Source organism: Xanthomonas cissicola (assembly GCF_008801575.1).
Taxonomy (GTDB): domain Bacteria; phylum Pseudomonadota; class Gammaproteobacteria; order Xanthomonadales; family Xanthomonadaceae; genus Xanthomonas; species Xanthomonas cissicola.
The window spans coordinates 14,349-37,847 of record NZ_VZPL01000028.1; the positions used below are offsets into that span (position 1 = coordinate 14,349).

Annotated in this window: 18 protein-coding genes and 1 pseudogene; 6 read left to right on the top strand and 13 right to left on the bottom strand. The window is 64.5% G+C overall.

The window, feature by feature from the left end:
* From F7R02_RS13310 to F7R02_RS13325, 4 genes and pseudogenes are all read right to left on the bottom strand, one after another.
* The gene (locus F7R02_RS13310; RefSeq protein WP_078589836.1) at window positions 1-1,185 is read right to left on the bottom strand and encodes an endo-1,4-beta-xylanase; all 1,185 of its coding nucleotides are present in this window, start codon (window positions 1,183-1,185) and stop codon (window positions 1-3) included.
* A 47-nt stretch (window positions 1,186-1,232) separates the two neighbouring features.
* Window positions 1,233-4,004 (bottom strand): beta-galactosidase GalB, encoded by a 2,772-nt coding sequence (gene galB / locus F7R02_RS13315; protein ID WP_172397228.1) that lies wholly within the window; start codon window positions 4,002-4,004, stop codon window positions 1,233-1,235.
* 84 nt (window positions 4,005-4,088) lie between these two features.
* Entirely contained in the window at window positions 4,089-5,507 is a 1,419-nt protein-coding gene (gene uxaC, locus F7R02_RS13320; protein WP_078589837.1) for a glucuronate isomerase, read from the bottom strand.
* Between the two features lie 40 nt (window positions 5,508-5,547).
* Window positions 5,548-6,360 (bottom strand): annotated as a pseudogene (locus F7R02_RS13325) (endo-1,4-beta-xylanase); the annotation flags it as partial.
* Between F7R02_RS13325 and F7R02_RS26905 the strand changes: the two are divergent.
* Window positions 6,268-6,546: a hypothetical protein gene (locus tag F7R02_RS26905; protein WP_026006886.1), complete on the top strand. Its 279-nt coding sequence runs from the start codon at window positions 6,268-6,270 to the stop codon at window positions 6,544-6,546. The pseudogene F7R02_RS13325 and the gene F7R02_RS26905 sit on opposite strands and share 93 nt — an antisense overlap.
* 77 nt (window positions 6,547-6,623) lie before the next feature.
* Here F7R02_RS26905 and F7R02_RS13330 read toward each other — a convergent pair whose 3' ends face one another.
* From F7R02_RS13330 to F7R02_RS13340, 3 genes are all read right to left on the bottom strand, one after another.
* Window positions 6,624-6,944: an MFS transporter gene (locus F7R02_RS13330; RefSeq protein WP_078589838.1), complete on the bottom strand. Its 321-nt coding sequence runs from the start codon at window positions 6,942-6,944 to the stop codon at window positions 6,624-6,626.
* 74 nt (window positions 6,945-7,018) lie between these two features.
* The gene (locus F7R02_RS13335; protein ID WP_078589839.1) at window positions 7,019-8,011 is read right to left on the bottom strand and encodes an endo-1,4-beta-xylanase; all 993 of its coding nucleotides are present in this window, start codon (window positions 8,009-8,011) and stop codon (window positions 7,019-7,021) included.
* A 9-nt stretch (window positions 8,012-8,020) separates the two neighbouring features.
* Window positions 8,021-9,505 carry an MFS transporter gene (locus F7R02_RS13340; RefSeq protein WP_078589840.1) on the bottom strand — a complete coding sequence of 495 codons (1,485 nt, stop codon included), beginning with the start codon at window positions 9,503-9,505 and terminating at the stop codon, window positions 8,021-8,023.
* Window positions 9,506-9,784: 279 nt separating this feature from the next.
* Between F7R02_RS13340 and F7R02_RS13345 the strand changes: the two genes are divergently transcribed.
* The 4 genes from F7R02_RS13345 (at window position 9,785) to F7R02_RS13360 (ending at window position 16,251) form a co-directional block, all read left to right on the top strand.
* Entirely contained in the window at window positions 9,785-12,718 is a 2,934-nt protein-coding gene (locus F7R02_RS13345) for a TonB-dependent receptor (RefSeq protein WP_139370929.1), read from the top strand.
* 97 nt (window positions 12,719-12,815) lie between these two features.
* Window positions 12,816-14,303, top strand: a complete 1,488-nt coding sequence (locus tag F7R02_RS13350) for an MFS transporter (protein ID WP_005922832.1) — start codon at window positions 12,816-12,818, stop codon at window positions 14,301-14,303.
* Between the two features lie 32 nt (window positions 14,304-14,335).
* Window positions 14,336-15,370: a glycoside hydrolase family 43 protein gene (locus tag F7R02_RS13355; protein ID WP_078589842.1), complete on the top strand. Its 1,035-nt coding sequence runs from the start codon at window positions 14,336-14,338 to the stop codon at window positions 15,368-15,370.
* Between the two features lie 347 nt (window positions 15,371-15,717).
* Complete coding sequence (locus tag F7R02_RS13360; RefSeq protein ID WP_005916193.1) at window positions 15,718-16,251, top strand: lipocalin family protein; 534 nt, start codon at window positions 15,718-15,720, stop codon at window positions 16,249-16,251.
* A gap of 58 nt (window positions 16,252-16,309) precedes the next feature.
* On the opposite strand, the gene F7R02_RS13365 is transcribed toward F7R02_RS13360, so the two are convergent.
* The 3 genes from F7R02_RS13365 to F7R02_RS13375 all read right to left on the bottom strand — a co-directional run bounded on the left by F7R02_RS13365 (window position 16,310) and on the right by F7R02_RS13375 (window position 17,890).
* Window positions 16,310-16,663 (bottom strand): ribonuclease E inhibitor RraB, encoded by a 354-nt coding sequence (locus F7R02_RS13365; protein ID WP_003485066.1) that lies wholly within the window; start codon window positions 16,661-16,663, stop codon window positions 16,310-16,312.
* A 207-nt stretch (window positions 16,664-16,870) separates the two neighbouring features.
* Complete coding sequence (locus tag F7R02_RS13370; RefSeq protein WP_139371458.1) at window positions 16,871-17,074, bottom strand: DUF5076 domain-containing protein; 204 nt, start codon at window positions 17,072-17,074, stop codon at window positions 16,871-16,873.
* 243 nt (window positions 17,075-17,317) lie between these two features.
* Window positions 17,318-17,890: a hypothetical protein gene (locus F7R02_RS13375; protein WP_078517742.1), complete on the bottom strand. Its 573-nt coding sequence runs from the start codon at window positions 17,888-17,890 to the stop codon at window positions 17,318-17,320.
* 152 nt (window positions 17,891-18,042) lie between these two features.
* Between F7R02_RS13375 and F7R02_RS13380 the strand changes: the two genes are divergently transcribed.
* Window positions 18,043-18,246, top strand: coding sequence for a YdcH family protein (locus F7R02_RS13380; RefSeq protein ID WP_003485069.1), 204 nt, complete (start codon window positions 18,043-18,045; stop codon window positions 18,244-18,246).
* Window positions 18,247-18,487: 241 nt separating this feature from the next.
* Here F7R02_RS13380 and F7R02_RS13385 read toward each other — a convergent pair whose 3' ends face one another.
* From F7R02_RS13385 to F7R02_RS13395, 3 genes are all read right to left on the bottom strand, one after another.
* Window positions 18,488-19,468 (bottom strand): zinc-binding dehydrogenase, encoded by a 981-nt coding sequence (locus F7R02_RS13385; RefSeq protein ID WP_078589843.1) that lies wholly within the window; start codon window positions 19,466-19,468, stop codon window positions 18,488-18,490.
* A gap of 192 nt (window positions 19,469-19,660) precedes the next feature.
* Complete coding sequence (gene plsB, locus F7R02_RS13390; protein ID WP_078589844.1) at window positions 19,661-22,327, bottom strand: glycerol-3-phosphate 1-O-acyltransferase PlsB; 2,667 nt, start codon at window positions 22,325-22,327, stop codon at window positions 19,661-19,663.
* The gene (locus F7R02_RS13395; protein ID WP_078583750.1) at window positions 22,327-23,298 is read right to left on the bottom strand and encodes a hypothetical protein; all 972 of its coding nucleotides are present in this window, start codon (window positions 23,296-23,298) and stop codon (window positions 22,327-22,329) included. Before F7R02_RS13395 ends, plsB begins: the two co-directional genes overlap by 1 nt.
* Window positions 23,299-23,499 lie beyond the last annotated feature (201 nt).

Below are 23,499 nucleotides of genomic sequence, written 5' to 3' on the forward strand. Positions count from 1 at the left end.
CTAGCGTGCAGCGGTTGCGGTGGGCACGGCCAACACCGCATCCAACGCCGGCTTGGGTTGATGATTGCGATCGAACAGCAGCGGATAGTTGGTGCGCCCAGGTACCGGGTAATCGTTTTTCCACGACATGTCATCGCTGACGCCCCACACGCTGACGCGCGCAATCTTGTCGCGCTTGCGCCAGAACAGCGCGAACAGCTCGGCATACCGGTCGCGCAATTGCGCCTGCACGTCGGCAGGCAAACCATCGCGATAGGGGTCGAGAAAGCGCTTGAATTCCGGCAGCTGAAACTGCTTGTGCGCCATGCCGGTGCCGATGATCTGGCCTTCCTTGGTGAGCGGCAACACATCGATGTCCAGCTCGGTGATCATGACCTTGACGCCAAGCGCAGCGTACGCATCGATCGCGTCCTCGATGTCGCGCAAGCTGGGGTAGTTCAGCCCCCAATGGCCTTGCATGCCCACGCCATCGATACGGACACCAGCCTGCTGCAGCATCTTGACCATGCGCACGATGCCCTCGCGCTTGGCCGGCCGCCATGCATTGAAATCGTTGTAGTAGAGCTGCGCATCCGGTGCATAGCGCTGTGCGAAGGTGAAGGCATTGCGGACCACCGTGTCGCCGTCGCCCACGCGCTGTACCCAGTTGGTCGAACGGTAACTGCCGTCTTCGTCGATGATTTCGTTGACCACATCCCAGGCTTGCACCTTGCCCGTGTAACGCCCGGCCACCGCCGCGATATGCGCACGCATGCGTTCCAGCTGCTGTGCCGGCGTATTGGGCCGACCATCGGCGGTAGTGAAGAACCACTCCGGTGTCTGGTTGTGCCAGACCAGGGTGTGACCGACCACGAACTGCCGATTGCGCTGTGCGTAGGCCACGAATGCATCGGCTGCACTGAAATCCTGCACCCCACGACGCGGCGCCACCACTTCGGCCTTCATCACGTTTTCCGCGGTCACCGCATTGAAGTGACAGGCCGCCAACGCAGCGGAGGCTGCGTCCTTGCCGGAGACGATATCGGCATTGACGGCAGTCCCCAGCAGAAACCCTTGCGCATACGCCTGCTTGAGCGAGGTGCCGGGCGTCCCGCACGCGGCCAGGGCCTGCAGCGTGCACACTGCACTGAGGCCGGCGATCAGCAATCCCAGGCGTTTGGTGAGGTTGGCGCGGTTGATGTGCATGAGCAGGTCCGTTGAGAGGTCACAGGTTTCGATTGCACTGGATCGCATCACTGCACCGCCACCTGGGTCTGTGCGGCTTGCAACGTGTCCGATTCCACATGCACGGTGATCGTGCCACGCGCCCCGGCCTTGGCACGCACGATCGCCAGGCACAGCCCATTGAAGGCATGACGTTGCGACGCAGCGAACGTTTCCAGATTGGTGGGGTCGCCGTTGTCGGTGGCCACCAACTCGCCAGGGCCTTCGATGCGGAAGCGCAGGCGGTCGCCCGCGGTCGGTGCGGGACGTCCGTCGCGATCGAGCAGGCGCACGGTGATGAAGCTCAGGTCTTGTCCGTCGCCGCGGATACTGCCCCGATCCGGCGTCAGCTGCATGCGCGCGGCGCGGCCTGCCGTCTGCACGCGCTCGCTGGCCCACGGCTTGCCGTCCTTGTACGCCTGCACCCGCAATTCGCCCGGCTGGTACACCACCGCGTCCCAGCGTAGCCGGTACTGCCGTGGCGCCTTGCGCTTGCGCCCCTGCGAAACGCCGTTGACGAAGAGTTCGGCCTCGTCGCCGGAGGTGAACACATGCACGGGCGTGACCTGTCCTTCGCGCCCTGGCCAGCTCCAATGCGGCAGCAGATGCGCCACCGGCAGTTCCGGACGCCAGCGCGACTGATAGAGCCAGTAACGGTCCTTCGGGAAGCCGGCCAGATCGAAGATGCCCGAGTAGGAACTGCGCGAGCTGTAATACGGGGTGGGCTCGCCCAGGTAATCGAACCCGGTCCAGACGAACTCACCGGCCACGTAAGGGTGTTGATCCAACGCAGCGAACACCTTGTCCGCGCTGGAGCCAAAGTCCACCGCATGCAGTTCGTACGCGCTGACCTGATGCGCCACCGAATCGCCGCCACGGCCATCGCGTACCGGTGCGCTGTTGTCCGCAGTGACCGGAAACAGGTACACGCCACGACTGCTCAGTGCCGAGGCAGTCTCGCTGCTGACAATGGCCTTGTGTGGAAACCGTGCATGGAACGCGGGGTATTGCGGCGGTTTACGGATGCGCTCGGTACCCTCGAACTCGGCTGCATCGCGGATGCCTTCGCCCTGGTAATTGAGGCTGACGACATCCAGCGCAGCGGGCAGCGGCATCTCGGGCGAGGCGTAGTTCATCGCCACCGTGGCCGGGCGCGTCGGGTCTTCTGCATGCACGATGGCGCGCAGCGTGCGCGCAATCGCCGCGCCCTGTTGGCCGGTGTATTGCTCGCCAACCTCGTTGCCCACGCTCCACAGCATCACCGAGGGGTGGTTGCGGTCGCGGCGCAGCATCGCGCGCAGATCGGCGGCATGCCACTGCGGAAACACCAGATGAAAGTCCAGCGGGGTCTTCTTCATCTCCCAACTGTCGAACACCTCATCCACCACCAGCAGACCCATGCGGTCGGTCAGGTCGAGCAATTCGGGCGCAGGCGGGTTATGGCTCATGCGAATGGCGTTGGCGCCCATCTGCTGCAGCAATTGCAACTGTCGCTCGGCGGCGCGCCTGTTGAACGCTGCACCGAGCGCGCCCAGGTCGTGATGATTGTTCACCCCGCGGATCGGCACGTGCTCGCCATTGACCAGTAGGCCCCTGTCGGCGTCGAACACGATGCTGCGAATGCCGAAGCGGGTTTCGTAGCGGTCCACCACGTGCCCCTGCTGGCCAACCTCGGTGATGGCCACATAGCGATGCGGTTGCTGCGTGGGTGGAGGCCCCCACAGGCGCGGGGCGTCGATCCGGGTACTGCCTTGCACGTGCGCGGTGCCGCCGGCAGGGACCGCGATGGGCTGCGCTGGAATGCGCGCGACCGCCTCGCCGCTGGGCCGGTCGCTTGCATCGTCGAGCAGATAGATCGCTGTGCTCACCTGCGCCTGGGTGGCGCTGCGGGCGGCGTTGTCCAGCGTGACGGTCAGCTGCACCTGCGCCGCATCGGCCGAAACGTGCGGCGTGGTCAGCTGCGTGCCCCAATGCGCGATATGCAACGGCGCCGTTTTGGTCAGCCACACGTTGCGATACAGCCCGCCGCCCGGATACCAACGCGCCGATTCGGGCGGGTTGTCCAGGCGAATGACCAGTTGATTGCGCTTGCCTGCAATCACATACGGCGTCAGATCCACGCGCCAGGAGCTGTACCCGTAAGGCCATCCGCCGACAAGGGTGCCGTTGAGCCAGACCGTGGCGTAAGACATCGCACCATCGAGATCCAGAAACAACGCGCGGCCGCGATCGCTGGCTGGGATGTCCAGGCTCTTGCGATACCAGCCAATGCCCCAGCTCGGCAACCGGCCCATGCCACCGTAAGGCCCATTTGCCAGGAACGGCCCGGCAATGGCCCAGTCATGTGGCAGGTCCACGGTTTCCCATGCGCTGTCGTCGAAGTGCGGCTGCACATAAGCCACCGTGCTGCCCGGGTTGCCTGGGGGGCGCGTGTGCCGCTGGGCCGGGTCTGCGATCAAGCCGTTGGCGGTGGGCAGGATCCACGGCTTGAGCACGCGCACGGCGGACGCATCGGTGAGCTGCGCTTGCTCCGGTTGCGCATCGGCCACCTTGCCGTCATCGCTGCGCACCACCTGCGGGCGCACATCGTAGTCCAGGATTTCCTGGTTTGCGGGTGGGTCGCCACGATGAAAGCGCCACTGCGCATTGAGCGAAATACGTTCGCGCGAGGCGTCGCTGGCCGGGTGCGGTGCTGCGATGATAGGCAATGCGCTGCAGAGCCAGACAACCCCTGTGCAGGCACGTACTGCGCAAGCTGCGAGCAGCTGTCGTGTGACGTTGTGCTTGGCGTGTGCACGCATCAGTTCACCGACCCTTCCGCTGCGCAGGATGCAGCGACGACGTGTGCGGACGCGTCGGCACCACCGCCCTCCGTTTGCGCCACCTCACAGCTTGTACGCTTGCTTGGGTAGGCGGTAGGCCAGGTCGATCGCCACCTCGGTGGCCTCGTCCTCTTCCAAGCGGTGCTCGGCAACGAGTTTGGCCAGGAAGGCGCTATCCACGCGCCGCGCCACATCGTGTCGCGCCGGAATGGACAGGAATGCGCGGGTATCGTCGTTGAAGCCCACGGTGTTGTAGAAGCCGGCGCTGGCCAGGGTCTGCTCGCGAAAGCGCCACATGCCTTCCGGCGCGTCATGGAACCACCACGCCGGGCCGAGCAGCAGGGAGGGGTAATGCCCGGCCAATGGCGCCAGCTCGCGGCTGTAGCTGGTCTCGTCCAGGGTGAACACGATCAGGCGCAGGCGCGGGTCGTTGCCATGCCGATCCAGCAACGGCTTCAACGCATGCACGTAGTCGGTGCGCATCGGAATATCGGCGCCCTTGTCGCGTCCGTACTGCTCGAACAGCTGCCGATTGTGATTGCGGAAGCAGCCCGGATGCAGCTGCATCACCAGGCCGTCGTCCAGGCTCATCGCCGCCATTTCGGTCAGCACCTGCGCGCGAAACAATTCGGCCTGCTCCGACGTGGCCGCACCGCGCACCACCGTATCGAACAGGCGCTGCGCTTCGGCCGGCGACAGATCGGCGGTCGCGGCGCTGGGGTGCCCGTGATCGGTCGAGGTGGCGCCGTGCGCGGCAAAGAACGCACGCCGTTGCCGATGCGCGCGCAAGTAGCCATCCCAGGTCAGCACGTCCTCACCGGTGAGCGCGCCGAACTGCTGCAGCGCGCCGGCGAACTGCTCGTGCTCCGGGTCCACGACCGGGTCGGGGCGATACGCCGTCACCACCCGTCCCTGCCAGCCGCTGGCGGCAATGGCCGCATGGTGCTGCAGCCGATCCAGCGGCGATTCGGTGGTGGCGATCACCTCGATATTGAAGCGCTCGAACAACGCGCGCGGCAGGAATGCTGACGTTTGCAGCGCGGCGGTGATGTGGTCGTAATAGTGATCGGCGGTACCGGCGTCGAGACGAATACGTAGATCGAAAACGTCATGGAACACATGATTGAGCCACAGCGCCGACGGCGTGCCGCGCAACAACGTGTAGTGCTCGGCAAACACGCGCCATGCCGCACGCGGGTCGACTGTTGCGCGGGTTCCATCTGCGCGTGGGATGCCCAGGGCATCGAGGTCGATGCCCTGGCTGTACAACATGCGGAACACATAGTGGTCCGGCACCAACAACAGTTCGGTGGCGTTGGCGAACGGCGCATTGGTGGCGAACCAGGCCGGGTCGGTGTGGCCATGTGGGCTGATGATCGGCAGCGTTGCGACCTGCGCGTACAGGCGGCGGGCGATCGCGCGCGTGCCGGGATCGGCCGGCAGCAAACGATCGGGATGCAAGGACAACACGGAAGAACGCATGATCGATATCAGCCCTATGGACAATAAATGGGAACCCTGGTCAGGGCTTGCTGGCGACGTAGCTGCGTAGCCAGGTCAATGCCGGGCGTTCGCTGCCGTCGTAATTGATCAGATAAGCACCTTCATTTTCGCGCCACAGACCGTGACGGAAACCCCACAGGTTCACGCCACGCACGGCCGGGTGCTCCCAGAACATCGGGAAGAAGCGCTGCCAGGCTGCCAACTGCTGAGCGTCGGTACGCCCATCCAGGTCGAACTCGGTGATGTAGATCGGCAGGCCGGTGGATGCCAACAGGTCGAGGTTGGCACGCTGCACCGAAACTGAAGGACCGTTGCTCGAGAGGTGCCCCTGGATACCGATCGCATCGATCAGGTGTTCTTGCTGCAGCAGCTGGATGGTGTGCAGATACTGCCTGGCTTGGTCGTTGTACTCGGTGACGTTGTAGTCGTTGATCATCAGCTTGGTATGGGGGAAATACTCGCGTGCCAGGCGGAATGCCTCAAGCACCCAGTCCACGCCGGTCGCCCCGGTGCCGCCCAGTGCCTGCAGATAATTACCCGTATCGCTGCGGCGATTGTCCGGTTGGTTGTGACCCGGCAGCGTCTCGTTGGCCACCTGCATCAGGTCGATGTCGGGGTAGCGCTGCGCAATCGCCGCAAATCAGTGCTCGATCGCAGCAAGCTGCTCGTTTGGCGGCAGGTTGCGTACCCATGTCGGCTGCTGGGCCCCCCAGAGTCCGACATGGAACTGGAACTGCATATGGTTGCGCTTGGCCAGCTGGTAAGCCTCGTCGAGCGGGCCCCAGTTCATCTGGCCGCGCACGGCTTCGACGCTGCCCCATTTGCCCGCATTTTCGGAAACGTCGGCGTTCCAGTAGTTGGTGAAGCCCTGCGCTTGCCGTGGGCTGTAGGCGCTGCCCAGGACGCGTTGCTTGCCGGCAGCGATAGGCCCGGCGACAGCGGACGCACAAGCGCCCAGCAACAACGCAAGCGTGAGCGGATAACGGAGTTTCATCATGTTGGCATCCTCGATGAGTGAGCGAAGCAGTCACGGAAAGGACAGGTGCGCTGACGTGCGTCCGATCGACGCCAAAGTGCAGACACCTGGAACCGCGTCTAGGCCGGTTGCTCCACTCGCGCCGGCCGTCGTGGCACCAGGCGGTGCACCACCGCCAGCGCCAGAATGTAGGCCGCACCCACCATCAAAAAGACCGGCACGCAGCTGCCGATGGCCTGCAAAACGAAACCAATGAACGGTGCGATCACCATGTCGCTCGCCGCAGCGGCGACGCCGCCGAAGCCGGCGACTGTTGCAACTGCACGACACGTAAGCAAGTCAGAAAGCAGCGTAAAAAGACACGCCAACCAGCCGTGTTGTGCGGCAGTGGCCAGCCCGATCAGCACGACTGCCCGCCGCACGATGCATGCAGCCAGCACGATGACATGATGCCTGCGGCATAAGGTCAGGACACCACGTAAGTATCTGTGAGCGCGGTGAGCATCAGCAATTGTCATGGCGCAGGTGTACCGGGATGGGCAGCAACGTAATCGCGCAGCCACGTGAGCGCGGGACGTTCGGTGCCGTCGGCGCGGATCAGGTACGCAGCTTCCTTGTCGTGCCACAAACCGGGCCGAAAGCCCCACAAGGTGATGCCATGCACTGCCGGGTGTTCCCAGAACACCGGAAACACCCGCTTGTAGTCGGCCAGCTGCTGCGCATCGGTCGGGCCGTCCAGATCGAACTCGGTGATGTAGATCGGCAGGCCGGTGGCGGCCAACGCATCCAGATTGTCGCGATGCACCGACATCGCAACCTCCGGCGTGGTCTCGAAGGCGTGCTCCTGCACGCCGATGGCATCGACCAGGTTCTCACGCTGCAGCCGCCGCACGATCTGCAAATACTTCTGTGTGGCCTGCGCGCTATTGGTGATGCTGTAGTCGTTGATCATCAACTTGGTGTGCGGAAAATGCCGGCGCGCAAGCCGAAACGATTGCAGCACCCATTCCCAGCCGCTGTCGCCGTTGCCCCCCAACGCCTGCAGATAATTGCCGCCGCCGGTATCGGCCTTGCTGGGCGGGTCGTTGAGTGGCTCGTTCACCACCTCCAGCAGTGCGATATCCGGGTAGCGCTGCGCAACGGCGGCAAACCACTGCTCGATCTCGCGGCGCTGTTCGGCCGGCCGCAAGGTCTTGATCCATTCCGGCTGCTGGTTACCCCACACCATGACATGCATCTGGAACGGCATCTGATTGGCCTGGGCGAACCGGTATGCGGCATCCAGCGTGCTCCAATCCATCTGGTCGCGCACGGCCTCCACGCTGCCCCATTTGCCGCCGTTTTCCGGGGTGAACTTGTTCCAGTACTGCGCAAACCCCGGCGCCTGCTGCGCGCCGTACGCACATCCGAGGAACTTGGACGCTGTCGCTGCCAGTGGTGCCGCGTGTGCAGGCGCGGCCATGCCGGCCGCCATCGACAACCCCAGTATTACTGCGCGCATGTGCATAAGCTCACCTCAGGACGATGTCGGCGCTGGATCGGCAGGCAACTGCGCCGGCTCCAGCCGCGGCACCAGAGTGTGCACGAGCGCCAATGCCAGCAGGTAGGCGGAGCCTGCCATCAGAAACACCGGCACATAGCTGCCGGTGGCTTGCAACAGGAAGCCGATGAAGGTGGCGATCAACATGCCGCCCACCGCACCGGCAAAGCCGCCGATACCCACCACCGTGGCGACCGCGTGGCGCGGAAACATGTCCGAAGGCAGCGTAAACAGATTCGCCGACCAGCCCTGATGTGCGGCGGTGGCCAGCCCGATCAGCGCGACCGCCAGCCACAGGTTGTCGGCGCGTGCGGCAAATACGATGGGCACCACCGAAATCGCGCAGATCAAAATCGCGGTCTTGCGTGCGCGGTTGACGCTCCAGCCACGCGCGATGAAACGCCCGGCCACCCAACCGCCGGCAATGCTGCCGATGTCGGCCAGCACGAAGATCACGATCAGGGGCACGCCCAATTGCAGCAGGCTCAAGTCGTATTCGGCGTGCAGGAACTTCGGCAGCCAGAACAGGAAGAACCACCAGATCGGGTCGGTGATGAACTTGCCCAGCACAAACGCCCAGGCTTGCCGATGTCGCAGCACCTGTAACCACGACAGCCGGCGTTGCACCGGCTCATGCGCATCGCTGCGGATATACGCCAGTTCTGCGGCAGACAAACGGGGTTGTTGCTCGGGCGGGTGATAGCTGAACCACCACACCGCCAACCAGGTTGCACTGAGCACGCCGGTGAACAGGAATGCCGCCTGCCAGCCCCAGGCTGTGGCAATCAACGGCACCAGCAACGGGGCGACAATGGCCCCGATATTGGAGCCGGAATTGAAGATGCCGGTGGCCAGCGCACGCTCACGGCGCGGGAACCATGCGGCCACCGTCTTGAGCGCTGCAGGAAAATTGCCCGATTCGCCAAGGCCCAGAAAAAACCGCGCAATCGCAAACCCCACCACGCTGGTGGCCAGGGCATGCCCCATCGCCGCCAGGCTCCAGAGGCCGATCGCCAGCGCATAGCCGAGCCGCGTGCCGAAGCGGTCGATCACCGCACCGCTGCACAGCAGACCCAGCGCATACGCCGCCTGGAATGCGGTGACGATATAGCCGTACTGGATTTCGTTCCAACCGATCTGCGTCTGCAGGAACGGCGCCAGCACGCCCAGTACCTGGCGGTCCACATAGTTGATGGTGGTGGCGGCCAGCAGCAAGGCGCAAACCCGCCAGCGCACCCGGCCGAGCCTTGCCGATGCAGCCTCCGGCGTTGCGGTGGGCACGTTGCTCATGCGCGTGGCCTGTGCAACCGCGCCAGCGCGCCGGCGGCCTGGCTGATGTGGTGCATGCATGCATCCATCAGGTGCCGGCCGGACCCGTCGCTGCCGTGTTCTTCGGTTCGATTCATCGACCACTGCACCTGCACGAAGGTGGCCTTGCGCCACGGATGATAGCGCTACCATTACCACGGCATCGCGATAAATCCATCGCGCAGTGCAGCACTGCGCCACCGTACGCAAGCGAGTCTGGCACGATGGCGTGGGTTGGCTGGCGGCCTGCCGGCGCTCCACGCATCTATGTTGCCCTGCAGCGTGATGTTCCGAATTTGTTAGCGCTAACATCCCGAGCACTGATCGTCCGTCTCCCCCATCGCACCATCGTCGCGCCGCGCAACGGCAGCGGCACTCCCTGCGCAGGGGCGATGCGTGGGACATCTGCTACCTGTTAGGGAAGGGATTACGGTGAAGAACAGCTACGCACGAACCGCGTTGTCCTGCGCGTTGGGATCCATCCTGCTGGGTATGTCCAGCACCGCCGCCTGGGCACAGTCCGCCGATGCCCAGGGCACGGCGCAAAACCCGCCAACCACTGCCGGCAATAACGATGCGGTGACCCAGCTGGACACTGTCACCGTCTCCGGCTACCGACGTAGCATCCAGTTCTCCACCGACGCCAAGCGCGATTCGGTCGGCTTTGCCGACACGGTGTTTGCCGAAGATATCGGCAAGTTTCCGGACATGAATATCGCCGAGTCGCTCAACCGTATTCCCGGCGTGCAGCTGGCGCGCGACGTCAATGGCGAAGGTCTCAATATCGCCATCCGCGGCCTGGGCACCAGCTTCACCAAGACCACGCTCAACGGCGCCAGCATTGCCACTGCCTCGATCGGCTTGAATGCGCAGAACCAAAACCGCGAAGTCGATCTGAATCTGTTCCCCACCGAATTCTTCACCCAGCTCACGGTGAGCAAGACACCCACCGCAAGCATGCTCGAAGGCGGCGTTTCCGGTGTGGTGGACATGCGCAGCGCGCGTCCGTTCGATCGCCCCGGCGTGCACTTCACCTATCAGGCGCAGGCCGACTGGAACAGCACCAGCGAAAAAACCACCCCACGCGGCGCCTTCATGGGCAGCTGGACCAATGAAGCAGGCACCTTCGGCGCCTTGTTTGGGGTGGCTTCGGTACGCAGCAAACTTGGCGTGCGCGGTTTCGAGAGCGTGGGCTGGACCAACCCCGGCCTCACCTACACCCAATGCGGTCTCGCGCCGCCGGCAGGCACGCCAGCCACCAACCAACCGGCGGCGTGCAACGTCAATGGCGGCGGCAACTGGCGCATTCCCGACACGGTGCCCGCCACTGCCGGCAGCGGCCTCACCACCGGCGAAACCATCGACGCCGCCTGGCTGCTGGCGCGCAACCCGGGCCTGAGCATCGACCAGATCAGCGACGCGCTGATTCCGCGTCTGGGCCGCAGCGTCTACATGAGTGGCGATCGCGACCGCGATGCGTCGGTGATGTCGCTGGAATGGCGCCCGTCCGACAACATGCATTTTTATCTGGACACGCTGTACTCCGAAGCCGAGCGCACCACCGAGCGCATCAGCATGAATCTGATCGGCCGCAACGGCAACATGATCCCGCTCGGCATGCAGGTGGATCAGAACAACGTGGTGACCAGCGCCACCTTCGCCAATGCGCAATATTTTTTGGAAGCGCGCCCGTACCATGAAAACGTCAAGTTCTGGAGCGTCAATCCTGGTGCGGAACTGCTGTTTGGCGCCGAGCAGGACATCACGCTCAATGTGCAGGCCAATGCCACCCGTAGCTGGCTCGCGCGCGAATCGCCCAGCATCCTGGTCACCTCGCCGTTCACCACCGTGGACTACCGCAACGAAGGCGGCGACCGCCCCAGCATCACCAGCCCGCTCGATCTCAACGACCCCAATCTGGGCTGGGGCTGGACGGGCGGCCGGGTCAATATCCAGAACGAAAAGCGCCAGACCGAAACGCGTGGCGCGCGCGCCGATCTGCAGTTCGGCGAGGACAAGCGCAACGTCAAGATCGGCGCGTCCTACGACATGGCCGAGCGCACCATCCGCGGTTTCGACAACAGTACCGCCTGGGAACAGGTGGTGTGCCGCGGCAACGGCGGCAACGTGTGCAATGGCGGCGCCGGCTCGGCAATCCCGAACTCGGCCCTGGCCAGTTATCTGAAACCCGGCCCAGACGGCTTCATCACTGCCGACTTCTCCCGCTTCCTGGCCGACACCAACTACTACGCGCTGCGCGATGCCGCACCGGAGAGCAACTCGGCCAACACCGGCGCTTCGACCGGCGGCATCCGCGAGAAAAATCTGGGCTTCTACATCGAGACCAATGCGGAAGCCGATGTCTGGAACCGCACCATGCGCTTCAATGCCGGCGTGCGCTATGTGACCACCGACCAGACCATTACCGGCCCGGTCACCATCAATGGCGTCCGCAGCGTACAGGTGCTGGATTCGGATTACACCGAAACCCTGCCCTCGTTCAACGTGGCGTGGGACGTGGCCGACAAGGTGGTCGTGCGCCTGTCCAGCTCGCGCACGCTGACCCGCCCCGATCCCAGCGCGATGCTGCCCAACACCAACTTCAGCGACCCTTCCGCGCAGACCGCCACACAGGGCAATCCGAACCTCAAGCCGTATCTATCGACCAATGTGGACTTCGGCGGCGAGTGGTACACCGGCGGCGAAGGCTATGTGGGCCTGACCCTGTTCAACAAGCGCATCACCGGCTTCACCGTCAACGGCATACGCCGCATCCCGTTCAACGACCTGGGCGTGAACTACGACACGCTGTTGCCGATCCAGCAGGCCGGCCTGGCCCAGCGCGGCGGCCCCAATGCGGCCACCGTGGATGTGCAGACGCAGGTCAATGCCGATGGTGTGCTCAATATCCGCGGCACCGAGGCCATCTGGGTCCAGCCGCTGGACAGGCTGTTCGATGGCCTGGGCTTCAGCCTCAACTACACCCACGTCAACCAGCAGTCCGAAGGCGAAGGCGTGCCGGCGGTGGCCGTCGGTGTCGCGCCCAACCTCTGGAACGGCACCGTCTACTGGGAAAAGGATGCAGCCTCGATCCGCCTGTCCTACACCTGGAACGACGACATGGTGATCTCCGGCGCCAACCAGAACGGCATTCCGTATGCGCGCCTCAACGCCGACGCGCGCGGACAGCTCGATATGTCGGCGAGCTACGCACTGGATTGGCTGCCGTCCAAGCCGCAGATCACGCTCAACGTCACCAATATCACCAACGAACCGTTGCGCACGACCTTCGCCTGGCCCAACGCCACCTACGACCTGTATGAGCCCGGGCGCACCGTCATGCTCGGCATCCGCAGTACCTTTTGAGTGTTGTCGTCATCGGTCGCCGTTCCTCCCAGCGGCGACCGGTGGCGCAATGCGCGCCGCGGCGTTTCCGCAGCATTCTTCGAGTCCGCCCCACCTCATGAACGATCGGTCACAGCAGCTCTCCTTGCGCGAAAAGATCGGCTACAGCCTGGGCGACCTGGCCGCCAATCTGATCTTCCAGACGCTGGTCACTTTCCTGGCGTTCTTCTACACCGATGTGTTCCGCATTCCTGCAAGCGTGGCAGCGACGCTGATCTTTGTGGTCGGCATGCTGGGCGCATTCGTGTTTACGCCGGCCATCGGTATCCTGGCCGATCGCACGCGCACCCGCTGGGGCAAGTTCCGCCCGTGGATCCTGTGGACGGCGCTGCCCTTCGGGGCGTTGTCGCTGGCCGCCTTCAATACGCCCACGCTCGGCGAGCAGGGCAAGATCGCCTACGCGTTTGCCACCTACACCTTGCTGATGCTGGTGTACGTGGCCAACAACCTGCCGTATTCGGCCTTGAGCGGCGTGCTCACCGGCAGCATGGAGCAGCGCAACAGCTTGTCGGCGTACCGCTTTCTGGCGGTGACCTTTGCGCAGTTCATCATCCAGGTGCTGTTGCTGCCGTTGGTCTTGATCCTTGGCAATGGCGACAAGGCGCAGGGCTTTCGCAACACCATGGCGCTGTTCGCTGCGATCGGCACGCTGTGCTTTTTGATCACCTTTTTCACCACGCGCGAACGGGTGCTGCCAATCAGCGAACAACGCAACAGCGTGCGCCAGGACCTGACCGATCTGGTCCGCAACAAACCCTGGCTGGTGATGCTGGCGCTCACCATCCTGGTCTTCATCAATCTGGCGATGAAGGGTGGGATGTACATCTACTACTTCAAGTACTACCTCGACGCGAATGCGTTGACGCAGTTTCTCGATCACGCCGGCTTCAACCGCTTCATCGCCGGCGTCAACAGCGTACTGACTGGCGCCGGCATGAGCGCGTTGCAGTGGCCACAAGATGCACCGACTTCCGCATTCAGCGTCTTCAGCGCCGGCGGCATCCTGGCGATGATCGTGGGCATCGGCTTTTCCAAACGCCTGGCCGACCGCTATGGCAAGCGCAATGTGTTCGGCGGCGCGCTGCTGATCTCCACGCTGTTCCTGCTGGCGTTCTATCTGTACCCACCCAATGCGATCGGCTGGGTGTTCGCCTCCTACGTCCTGCATGGGTATTTCTACGGCATCACCATTCCGTTGCTCTGGGCGATGATCGCCGATGTGGCCGATTACTCGGAGTGGAAGAACCACCGCCGCGCCACCGCGATCATCTTCTCGGCGATGTTGTGCGGCTTGAAGATCGGCCTGAGCGTAGGTGGCGCACTGGTCGCCGGCATCCTGGCGTTGTATGGCTATGACGCAGCATTGCCGCAGCAAAGCGCGGCCGTCACCAACGGCATCCGCCTGGCCATCAGCGTGTACGCCTCGCTTCCGTTCCTGCTCGGCACCGCACTGCTGGCGCTGTACGAGATCGACAAAGCGCTGGAAGCCCGCATCGAACACGAACTGAGCGTGCGCCGACACACCGCCCCGCTCGCCACCGTCTGACCTCCCCTCCCACTTCATGCACAGGTACGCGCATGTCCGATGAACTGCAAGCCGCTAATCTGCAGGCGCTGGCGCGCACCGCCATTTCCGCACCGCTGGTGACCCATCTCTACACCGCCGATCCGTCCGCACATGTCTTCGACGGTGCGTTGTATATCTATCCCTCGCACGACCTCGATGCCGGCGTGGCCTTCAGCGACGACGGCTCGCATTTCGACATGGCGGACTACCACGTGCTGCGCATGGCGCATCCGGGTGCAGCGGTGGAAGACCTCGGGCAAGTGCTGCATGTGCGCGATGTGCCCTGGGCGCAGCGGCAGATGTGGGCACCGGATGCGGCACAACGCAACGGCAAGACCTATCTGTACTTTCCCGCAAAACGCGCCGACGGCATGTTCCAGATCGGCGTGGCGGTGGGTGATCGCCCCGAAGGCCCGTTCGTGGCCGAGCCGCAGCCCATCGCCGGGACGTACTCGATCGACCCGGCCGTGCTTGCCGACGACGACGGCGCGCATTATCTCTACTTCGGCGGCATCTGGGGCGGCCAGCTGCAGCACTACCGCGACAATGCCTATGCGCAAACGCATCAGGAACCGGTGGGCGACGCACCCGCGCTCGGCCCACGCGTGGCGCGCCTGCATGAGCGCATGATCGACCTGGCCGAACCCAGCCGCGAAGTCGTCATCCTCGACGAACACGGCACTCCACTGCGCGCGGACGACCACGCACGCCGTTTCTTCGAAGGCCCCTGGGTCCACCAGCACGCCGGCCGGTACTACCTGTCGTATTCCACCGGCGACACCCACCAGATTTGCTACGCCACCAGCGACTCACCCTACGGCCCGTTTACCTATCAAGGCGTGCTGCTCGCACCGGTGGTCGGCTGGACCACGCATCACTCCATCTGTTTGTTCCAGCAGCAGTGGTATTTGTTCTATCACGACAGCGTGCTCTCAGGCGGTCAGACGCATCTGCGCAGCATCAAGATGGCGCCGCTGGCGCATGCTGCAGATGGAACGATCGCGACAATTTATCCGTATGGGGAAGATGCGGCATCGCCTTGGTGAGTGCTGTTGGGTAACCGGCTGCCTCGACTCCAACCAGCCCGTCATGGCTCGACCGCCGTCGCTGAACGACACGTCCCGTCACCGCTGCGCTTCCAGGGCGCGTCGTGAGCCTCGTTGCGGCTGATCGTCGACCCGGTGCTCATCGCGCGGTGATCGCGCGTTTCCTGGCATGCGCAACGCGTCGGCGCGGCTCTTGAACGCCGCCATGACGTATCGAACGTTATCGTCATCCCACTGGCGAAAAGAGTCATCGTGCGCCCAGTCCGGAACTGCATCGCATGGGGTTGCATCCGGACGCACCGCAACGCCGTAGGCCTGTCTACGGATTCTTTCAGGTGGAGGTTGCCATGCGAGGTGGTTCGATGCTGTTGTTGCTGACCTTAGCGGTCTACGGGAGTGCAAGTGGGAGCGAGTCGCGTGCCGCCCTGCCCCGCGCAGATAGCGTCGATGTGCCGCGCTTCATGGGCGACTGGTACGTCATCGCGCATATTCCGACCCGCCCGGAACGCAACGCCTACGACGCGGTCGAAAGTTACGCGCTGCGACCGGATGGTCGTATCCAGACCACCTTTACCTTTCGCAAGGGCAGCTTCCAGGCGCCGCTCAAGTCGATGCACCCGATCGGCCAGGTGGCGAAGCAGGGCAATGGCGCGCTCTGGCGCATGCAGTTCTTCTGGCCGTTCAAGGCCGAGTACGTGATTGCCTGGCGGGATGCGGGGTATACGCAAACCATCGTGGCGCGCAGCAAGCGCGACTACGTCTGGTACATGGCGCGCACTCCACAGGTCTCAGATGCCGACTATCAGCAGGCCGTTCAACGCATTGCCGCGATGGGCTACGACGTGTCGCAGCTGCGACGTGTGCCGCAGTCGGCACGCTGATGCGGAAGCGCCCATGGGGAATCTGCACGCCGTGCAGTCCTCCAGCCGGCCAAGCGCATCAGGCGTCTTTCGTGTCCACAGAAAATTCCCATCCATCGTTTAAGCCGTCCAAGGGCTTGGCCTCGGTTGCCAAGTCGTCCTCGAACGCCGAAATGGCCTTGTACGACGGCAGCATGGTCGGATACACCGTCACATCCATGGGAAACGCGGTATTTTCCGGGTAATGACAGCAGCGGACTTTCTGCTCGAAGCGAAGCATCTTCACCGAGAACTCAAGCGCCGATTCCTTGCTGGGGAAGACGACTGAAAAAGCGATTTCCCGCGGCGTTGAAAGGTCTACACCTTGCTGCGCGATATGCCAGAGCGTGTCGCCATTATCGTCTTTGGGATACAGAATCAGATCTCGCTGCATGACGCTCTCATCAAGTGTTGGTCGGGAAGGCCTGTGAGGCCAGGATCTTCGCCGTTGGGCAAGAAAGCCAGCGTCGATGGTATCCAAAAGGCGCCACGGCGATGCGTCCGTGCCCGGCTCGCTGCTGACCGAGTCCTCGCAATCAGGAGAAGCTTGCCCGTGGAGAGGAGACACGCGATTACGCAACAAGGGTCTTGAACGGCGCCGTTAATGCTCGACTGGCAGCGCTCCCTCTCGCCGACCGCTCGGATCGGCAACGCGTCGCAAGAAGTCATCCAGCATCAGCGAGCGACATCGCGCAAGCGGCATGCCATCGCGCTGCGCGTACATCCGCGAAGCATGCTCGAACAGATCTGCGAGCAGTTCGCCGAAGTCCTCTGCACCGCCGCCCAGCTCGCAATTGATGCTCACGTGCCGCTGTTCATTCGCGGCCTACAGACGCAGTAGTTCGAAGGCCTCCGGATCGGCCAGTGGGTCGGGCGGGACAATCAATTCTCCATCGTGCATGTCTTCCCTAGTCGGGGGCGAACGTTCGCGCGGTGTCGTCGATGCCTCGCATTCGCCAGCGCGCATACGCGCGACATCAGTGATCAGTAGCCGTGGGGCGATGACAGGTGCCGGCTCACGCCGGCGCCTGCTGCTCCACTGAGTGCCTCAAGGCACCCAGATCAAATTCATCAGCTGCGGATCGGCGGTCACCTTGACCAGCTTGCCGCTGGGGCCGAACTGCACCTGGTACTCGGAGAAACTGTCGCGCCAGTAGCGCCACAGCGAGGCGTCCAGGTTGGGGTTTTCGCTGCTGATCGGGTAGCCGGCCGCCATCAGCACCTGTTCGCGGGTCATGCCGCCGGTGAGCTTGCCGTCGGTGATGGCCTGGCGAATCTTGGGCGGGAAGGTGGCGAGCTTGAGCTTGGGGTCGGCGGTGACCACATAGCGGGCGGCGAAGGCGGTGTTGTCCAGGTCGCGGCTGTAATCGTTGCCGATGGATTGCTTTTCGCCGGCGATCTTGAGGTTGACGCGGTTACGGCCGAAGCCGGTGACGCTGACCGGGGTGCCGACCGGGAGCATGCGTTTGCCGTCTTCGGCGTAGTTGCTGTCGCTGATCCAGCTGCCGTCGGTGCGCAGGTTGCAGCACAAAAAGCCGTCGTACTTGGCGACATCGGCGGCGCTGGCCAGGTTGGCGGCGGTCAACAGGCTCAGGGCCAGCAGGGACGAATGCAGACGCATCGAAAGACTCCGTTCTCGACGGCCGTGGCCGCGCGGCAATGATGGACGAGGCGCGCCACCGTTTCCCCGCGGCGCGCGGGCATTGTCGCAGCCCCAGGCCGCTTGGCAAGCGCGGGTGACGCGCACAACCCGGGGTTGTGTATGCTCGGGGGGTGGAAACCCTGTCAACCGCCGAGATCGTCGAGCAGATCGCCGAGTTGCGACGCGCCCACCGCGCGTTGGACGAGGAGATTCAGCGCATGCCCGCCAATCCGGAAGACGAACTGCAGATGAAGCGCCTGAAGAAGCGCAAGCTGCAGATCAAGGACAACATCATCCGGCTGGAGATGGAGTTGGTTCCCGACGAGCCGGCGTAGCACGCGCCTGCGGTTGGGTTTGCTTTTTTTTGTGGTGCGCGGGCACGCGTTGCGGCGGCGCGGTCCACGCATAGCCGGCGCGGCGCTCCCCCATCCGCCCTTCGGGCACCTTCCCCCCCCGCACGCGGGGGAAGGGAGTGGACTGGCGGTATTTGAGCAGCTGGCGTCGCGCTCCTACACAAGGTTGACTGCCTGGCTTTCGACGATGCTGCGTGTGATTGTGCCCGTCGGCTGCGGCGGCTCAACCTGCGCGCAACAGGATCTTGCCGCCTCGCCCTGGCTCGGCACTGGCCGCTGCGGCCTTGGCCGCGTCTTTCAGGTCGAACACCGCTTCCACCGGCAGTGCCAGGCTGCCGTCGAGCGCGGCCTTCAACAGCTCGCCGATCATGCGGCGCTTGTCCTCGGACTTGGTGGCGGCCATGACCTTGCTGCCCCAGAAGCCGCGCACTGTGGCCTGCTTGAAGATCACATCGCCACTGGCAATCTCCAGCGGTTCGCCGGTCATCGAGCCGAACGAGATCAACTCGCCGCCTTCGGCCAGCAACCCCATCAGCTCGCCTGCTGCCTTGCCGGCGACCGAGTCGATCGCGCACACGATCGGCGCATCGCCGGCCAGCGCGCGCACGCGGTTCTGCCAACCGTCTTGCGCGGTCGACACCGCATTGCCGATGCCCAGTGCCTCGAGTTCGTCCACGCCGGCATCGCGACGCACCAGATTGATCACGTTGACGCCGCGTGCCGCCGCGAGCATGGCGACGGTCTTGCCAACCGCGCCGTTGGCGGTGTTCTGCACGATCCAGTCGCCTTTCTCGACATGCAGGAACTCGATCAGCATCAATGCGCTCAGCGGCATGGCGATGAGCTGGCAGCCACGGTCGTCATCCAGTGCATCGGGCAGTGGGACCACGCCGGTCGCCTCGGCCAGAAAGTAGTCGGCCCAGCTCTCGTGTACGCCGGCAGCGACGACGCGCTGGCCGACCTGCAGGCCCTGGACGCCTTCGCCCAGCGCATCGATCACGCCAGAGCCTTCGCTGCCGCCGATCGCCGGCAATGTGGGCTTGTAGCCGTAGTTGCCGCGCACCGTCCACAGGTCATGGTTGTGGATGGGCGAACGCCGCATCGCGATGCGAACCTGGCCCTTGCCGGGTTGCGGTGTGGGCCGTTCGCCAAGTTCGAGCACCTTGGCCGGGTCGCCGTACCGGGTGTGGATGGCTGCGCGCATGCAAGTCTCCTGCCGGCGACGCCCGTGGTGCAACGCAGCCGATCACAGTGAAAGGTGCTGCGATGCTAACGGGAGTGCTGGAAGTGCCCGATGAAACGAACGGAACCGCTGCGTGAAGGCGGCCGGCGTCTCGCCCACACCCCGCCACGCGCCCAACGCCTCCCACAGGGCTTGAAGGCGTTCGCCGACGGCTTACTGCGGGGGCACGACCACGTCCGGCTTGGCCGCTGCCGGGCTGACGCGTTCGATGGTATGGCGCAGTTCGCGGCCGAGAATGAACTTGGCGTCCTTGGCCCAGGCATCCAGGCGCTCGTCGAACATCAGCTTGCTGTTTTCGTCCGGCCACACCAGGCGCAACTCGCGCAATTTCTGGATGAAGCCGCGGAACAGCGTCTTGTCGAAGAACTCCGGCGCGGCCGGTGCGTACAGCAGGCTCAGACGCTGCGCGGCCTGTTGGCACAGGCTTTCCAGTTCGCCGGCACCGAGCACGCCGGGACCGTTCTTCACCAGCACCGAAATGGCGATGTAATAGCGCTCGAAGGCCTGTTGCAGCGAGTGGCCGATCGCACGCAGGCGGAACACTTCGTCGGTCTGCCCGGTGTTGCGTGCCAGGATCCCGCCGTCGTCGTCGGTGACGTTGAGCAGCAGGCCTTCGCGCACGAACATGTCGATGGTCTGTTCGATGCGTTCGGCAAAGCGGTCTTCGCTCCACGGCAGGAACAACTCGGCCTGCAGGAACGGATACACCGTGCGACCCAGGCGCAACAGACCGGCGCGGCTCATGCGGCGGTTGTTCTGGAAACAGCACGCCACCCACGAGGAGGCAGTGAACAGGTGCAGCACGTTGTTGCGGAAGTAGCTCAGCAGCACCGCCGTATCGCCGCTGACGCTGAGCACATCGCCCAGCGGGTGCGACACACGCGTGAGCACGTTGATCTCTTCGGCATGGGTGATGATGCGCGCCGGCGTATGCGGGGTGACGGTGACGCGGTCCGAGTAGGGCATTTCGGCCAGCAGCTTCTTGCACAGCTGGATCTGCGCGATCAGATCGGCCTCGCCCATCGCGTGCTTGGGCGTGGACAGCAGGGCCAGCGCCAGCAGGTTGATCGGATTGACGTCGGCGGCGCAGTTGATGCGGGTCTGGATCTGCGTCGACAGCATGTCGACCGCGGGCGCCAGCCAGGTGGGTTTTTCGTCTTCCGGCAGCGGCTGGCCGTCCCAATCGGGCGCGTGCTTGGCCAGCACGTCGTTGAGCGCGATCGGCTCGCCGAAGTTCACCACCACCTGGCCATAGTTCTGCTTGAGCACCTTGGGGATGGACCACAGCAGGCCCCAGATGGATTCCTTCTCCTTGGGCCGGCCGGTGAGCTCGTCCAGGTAGCTGTTGCCTTCCATCAACTTCTCGTAGCCGATGTACACCGGCTGGAACAGCACCGGCTTGCGCGGCTGGCGCAGATACGCGCGCAGGGTCATCGCGATCATGCCGCCCTTGGGCTGCAGCAAACGCCCGGTGCGCGAACGCCCGCCTTCGACGAAGTATTCGATCGAATAGCCGCCGGCCACCAGTTGGGCGACGTATTCGCTCAGCACCGCCGAATACAGCGCATTGCCCTTGATCGAGCGGCGGATGAAGAACGCGCCGCCCTTGCGCAGCAGGGTACCGACCACCGGCAGATTGAGGTTGATGCCGGCCACGATGTGCGGCGGCACGATGCCGCGTTCGTACAGCAGGTAGCTCAGCAGCAGGTAGTCCATGTGGCTGCGGTGGCTGGGCACGTACACCACTTCGTGCCCGGGCGCGGCCTGTTTGAGCTTGTCCAGGTGATGCACCAGCACGCCGGCGTAGATGCGGTTCCACACGTGGGTCAGCAGGAAGCTGGCCGAGCGCACCACCGGGCTGGAATAGTCGGCGGCGATTTCCCACGCATAGGCATGCGCCTTGCGCCAGGCATCGACCGGCTTGGAATTGTCGCGCTTGGCCTGGATGGCGATGGCTTCGCGTACCGACTCGGCGGCCAGCACCTGGTCCACCAGCAAGCGGCGGGTAGACAAATCCGGGCCGATCACCGCTTCGCGGATGCGCCGGAAGTGCGTGCGCAGCACGCGCTGCACCTTGCGCAAGGTGCGCTCGGGCGGCAGCCCTTCGGCCATGGTCTGGCGCAACGAGATCGGCGGGGCGAAGCGCACGATGGTGGTGCGGCCGTTGAGCAAGACCGACAGCAGGCGGCGGAAGCGGCCAACCAGCGCCCAGTTTTCCGAGAACAGCACCGCAAACCAGCCGCTCTGCTTGTCCGGCGCGCGGCCGACGAAGATCGACACCGGCACCAGATGCACGTCCAGGTCGGCGCGCACGCGGTGCGCCTGCAGCAGCTTGGCCAGCGAATCGGAATGGGTCTTGCCGCCGCGCTGCTCGGGAATCAGCGAATTACTGCTGCTGCGCCGTGAGAGCGCCAGGTAGGCGCGCTTGCGCTCCAGCGGGTCGCCCGGCAACGGCACCAGCGGCGACGGCAGGCCCACTTCGCGACAGGCCTTGTCCAAAATCAGCGCGTTGGACATGCCGTAGTCTTCCAGCACGTACACCACCGGGTGGCCATCGTCGTAGCGACCGGGCTGGTCCGGCTCGATGGTCAGGCTCAGCCAGGGGTCTGCCAGGCGGCCAAGCAGGCGCGCCCACCAGGGGCGCTTGCCGCTGCCCGCAGCGGCAACGCTGGGGGCGATCGATGGCACAACCGCTGGCGGTACCGGCTCGGCGAGCGGCAATGCCGCCGCCGTGGCGCCGGTGTCGGCTGCGGCAGTGCTGGGCGGGCTGGGCTGGCCGTCCGGGAACGGCAGGGGATTCTGTTCTGGCATCACGGTCATTATCGCCCAGCCGGGCGGTTCCCGGTGTCGGCAGGCTTCGCCGGCGCGGCCGCTGCGGTGTCAGGCGCTGCAGTGGCGCTAGGTAGGGGCGTGGCCTGGGCATCGAGCAGCGCCTGTACTTCGTTCTGGGTCTGCAGCTGGTACCAGTGGCCCTCGCGCTTGATCAGCGCAACGTTCAGATCGATATCGTGGGCGGCCAGCGGATAGCGCAGCCGTACCTGGGCGGTGTCGGCATCCTGCTTGATCAACCCGGTCCGCAGCGCGTCCAGGCTGCTGTCGATCGACAGGTCGTAGCGCTCCAGCACCTTCTTGCAGGTTTCCCAGAACGGCCCGAGCCGGCGCAGGCTTTCTTCCATGCCCAGCCGCTGCAGATCGGCATCGGACGTAATGCCGGTGGCGCGCGCGGCGCTCGTCAGATCGGCGATGCTGGCCTTGGCGCGGGGGCGATCGGCCAGCGGCGCGGTGGCAGCCCACGCGCTCAAGGCATCGACCAACTGCACGTAATGGGCGCGCTGCTCGGGCTGGTAGTCGTTGCGGCTACGCAGGTATTGCACGCCGAACTGGCCCAACGATTGCGCCGCCTGCGCGATGCCCTGGGCCTGGCCGGCCAGCTGCGCATCGAAGGCCTGCTGCAGGCGGCGTTCGGCATCGGGCGCCGACAACGACCCCAGCAGCGCGCCGACTTCATTCGGCAGCGGCAGTTCGGTCAGCGGCCAGCGGCTGGCACCGCTGCGCCACGCCGCCTCCAGCTGGGTGTATTGCGCAGGCGTTACCCGGATGCGCGCATACGCCACCAGATCATTGCGCCGCAGCGGCAGGGTCATCGCCTGCATCGCCGCGGCCGGCTCGGCCTTGGCGCCGGGCAGTGCCGGGGCGGTCTGGTTGCGCTGGCAGCCGCTCACGCACAGCGCGGCCAGCAGCAGCCACGCGGCGGAGTGGAACCGCCCTGCACGGACGGTAGGTAGCGACATGCGCACGATGTTCCCCCTGATCGATCGGCGCATCTTGCTGTCTGGATGCATTGGCGGCAAGGCAGGCCTGAACCGTGCGCCGGGGTATGGTGTGCAGATGTTACGTTTTCGTAGTTCCTGGCACGTTGTCGACCAGTGTCCGACATTGGCTGCCGATGTCTTATTCGGACAAACTTGTCCAGCGATCAGGCTGCAGCCCTT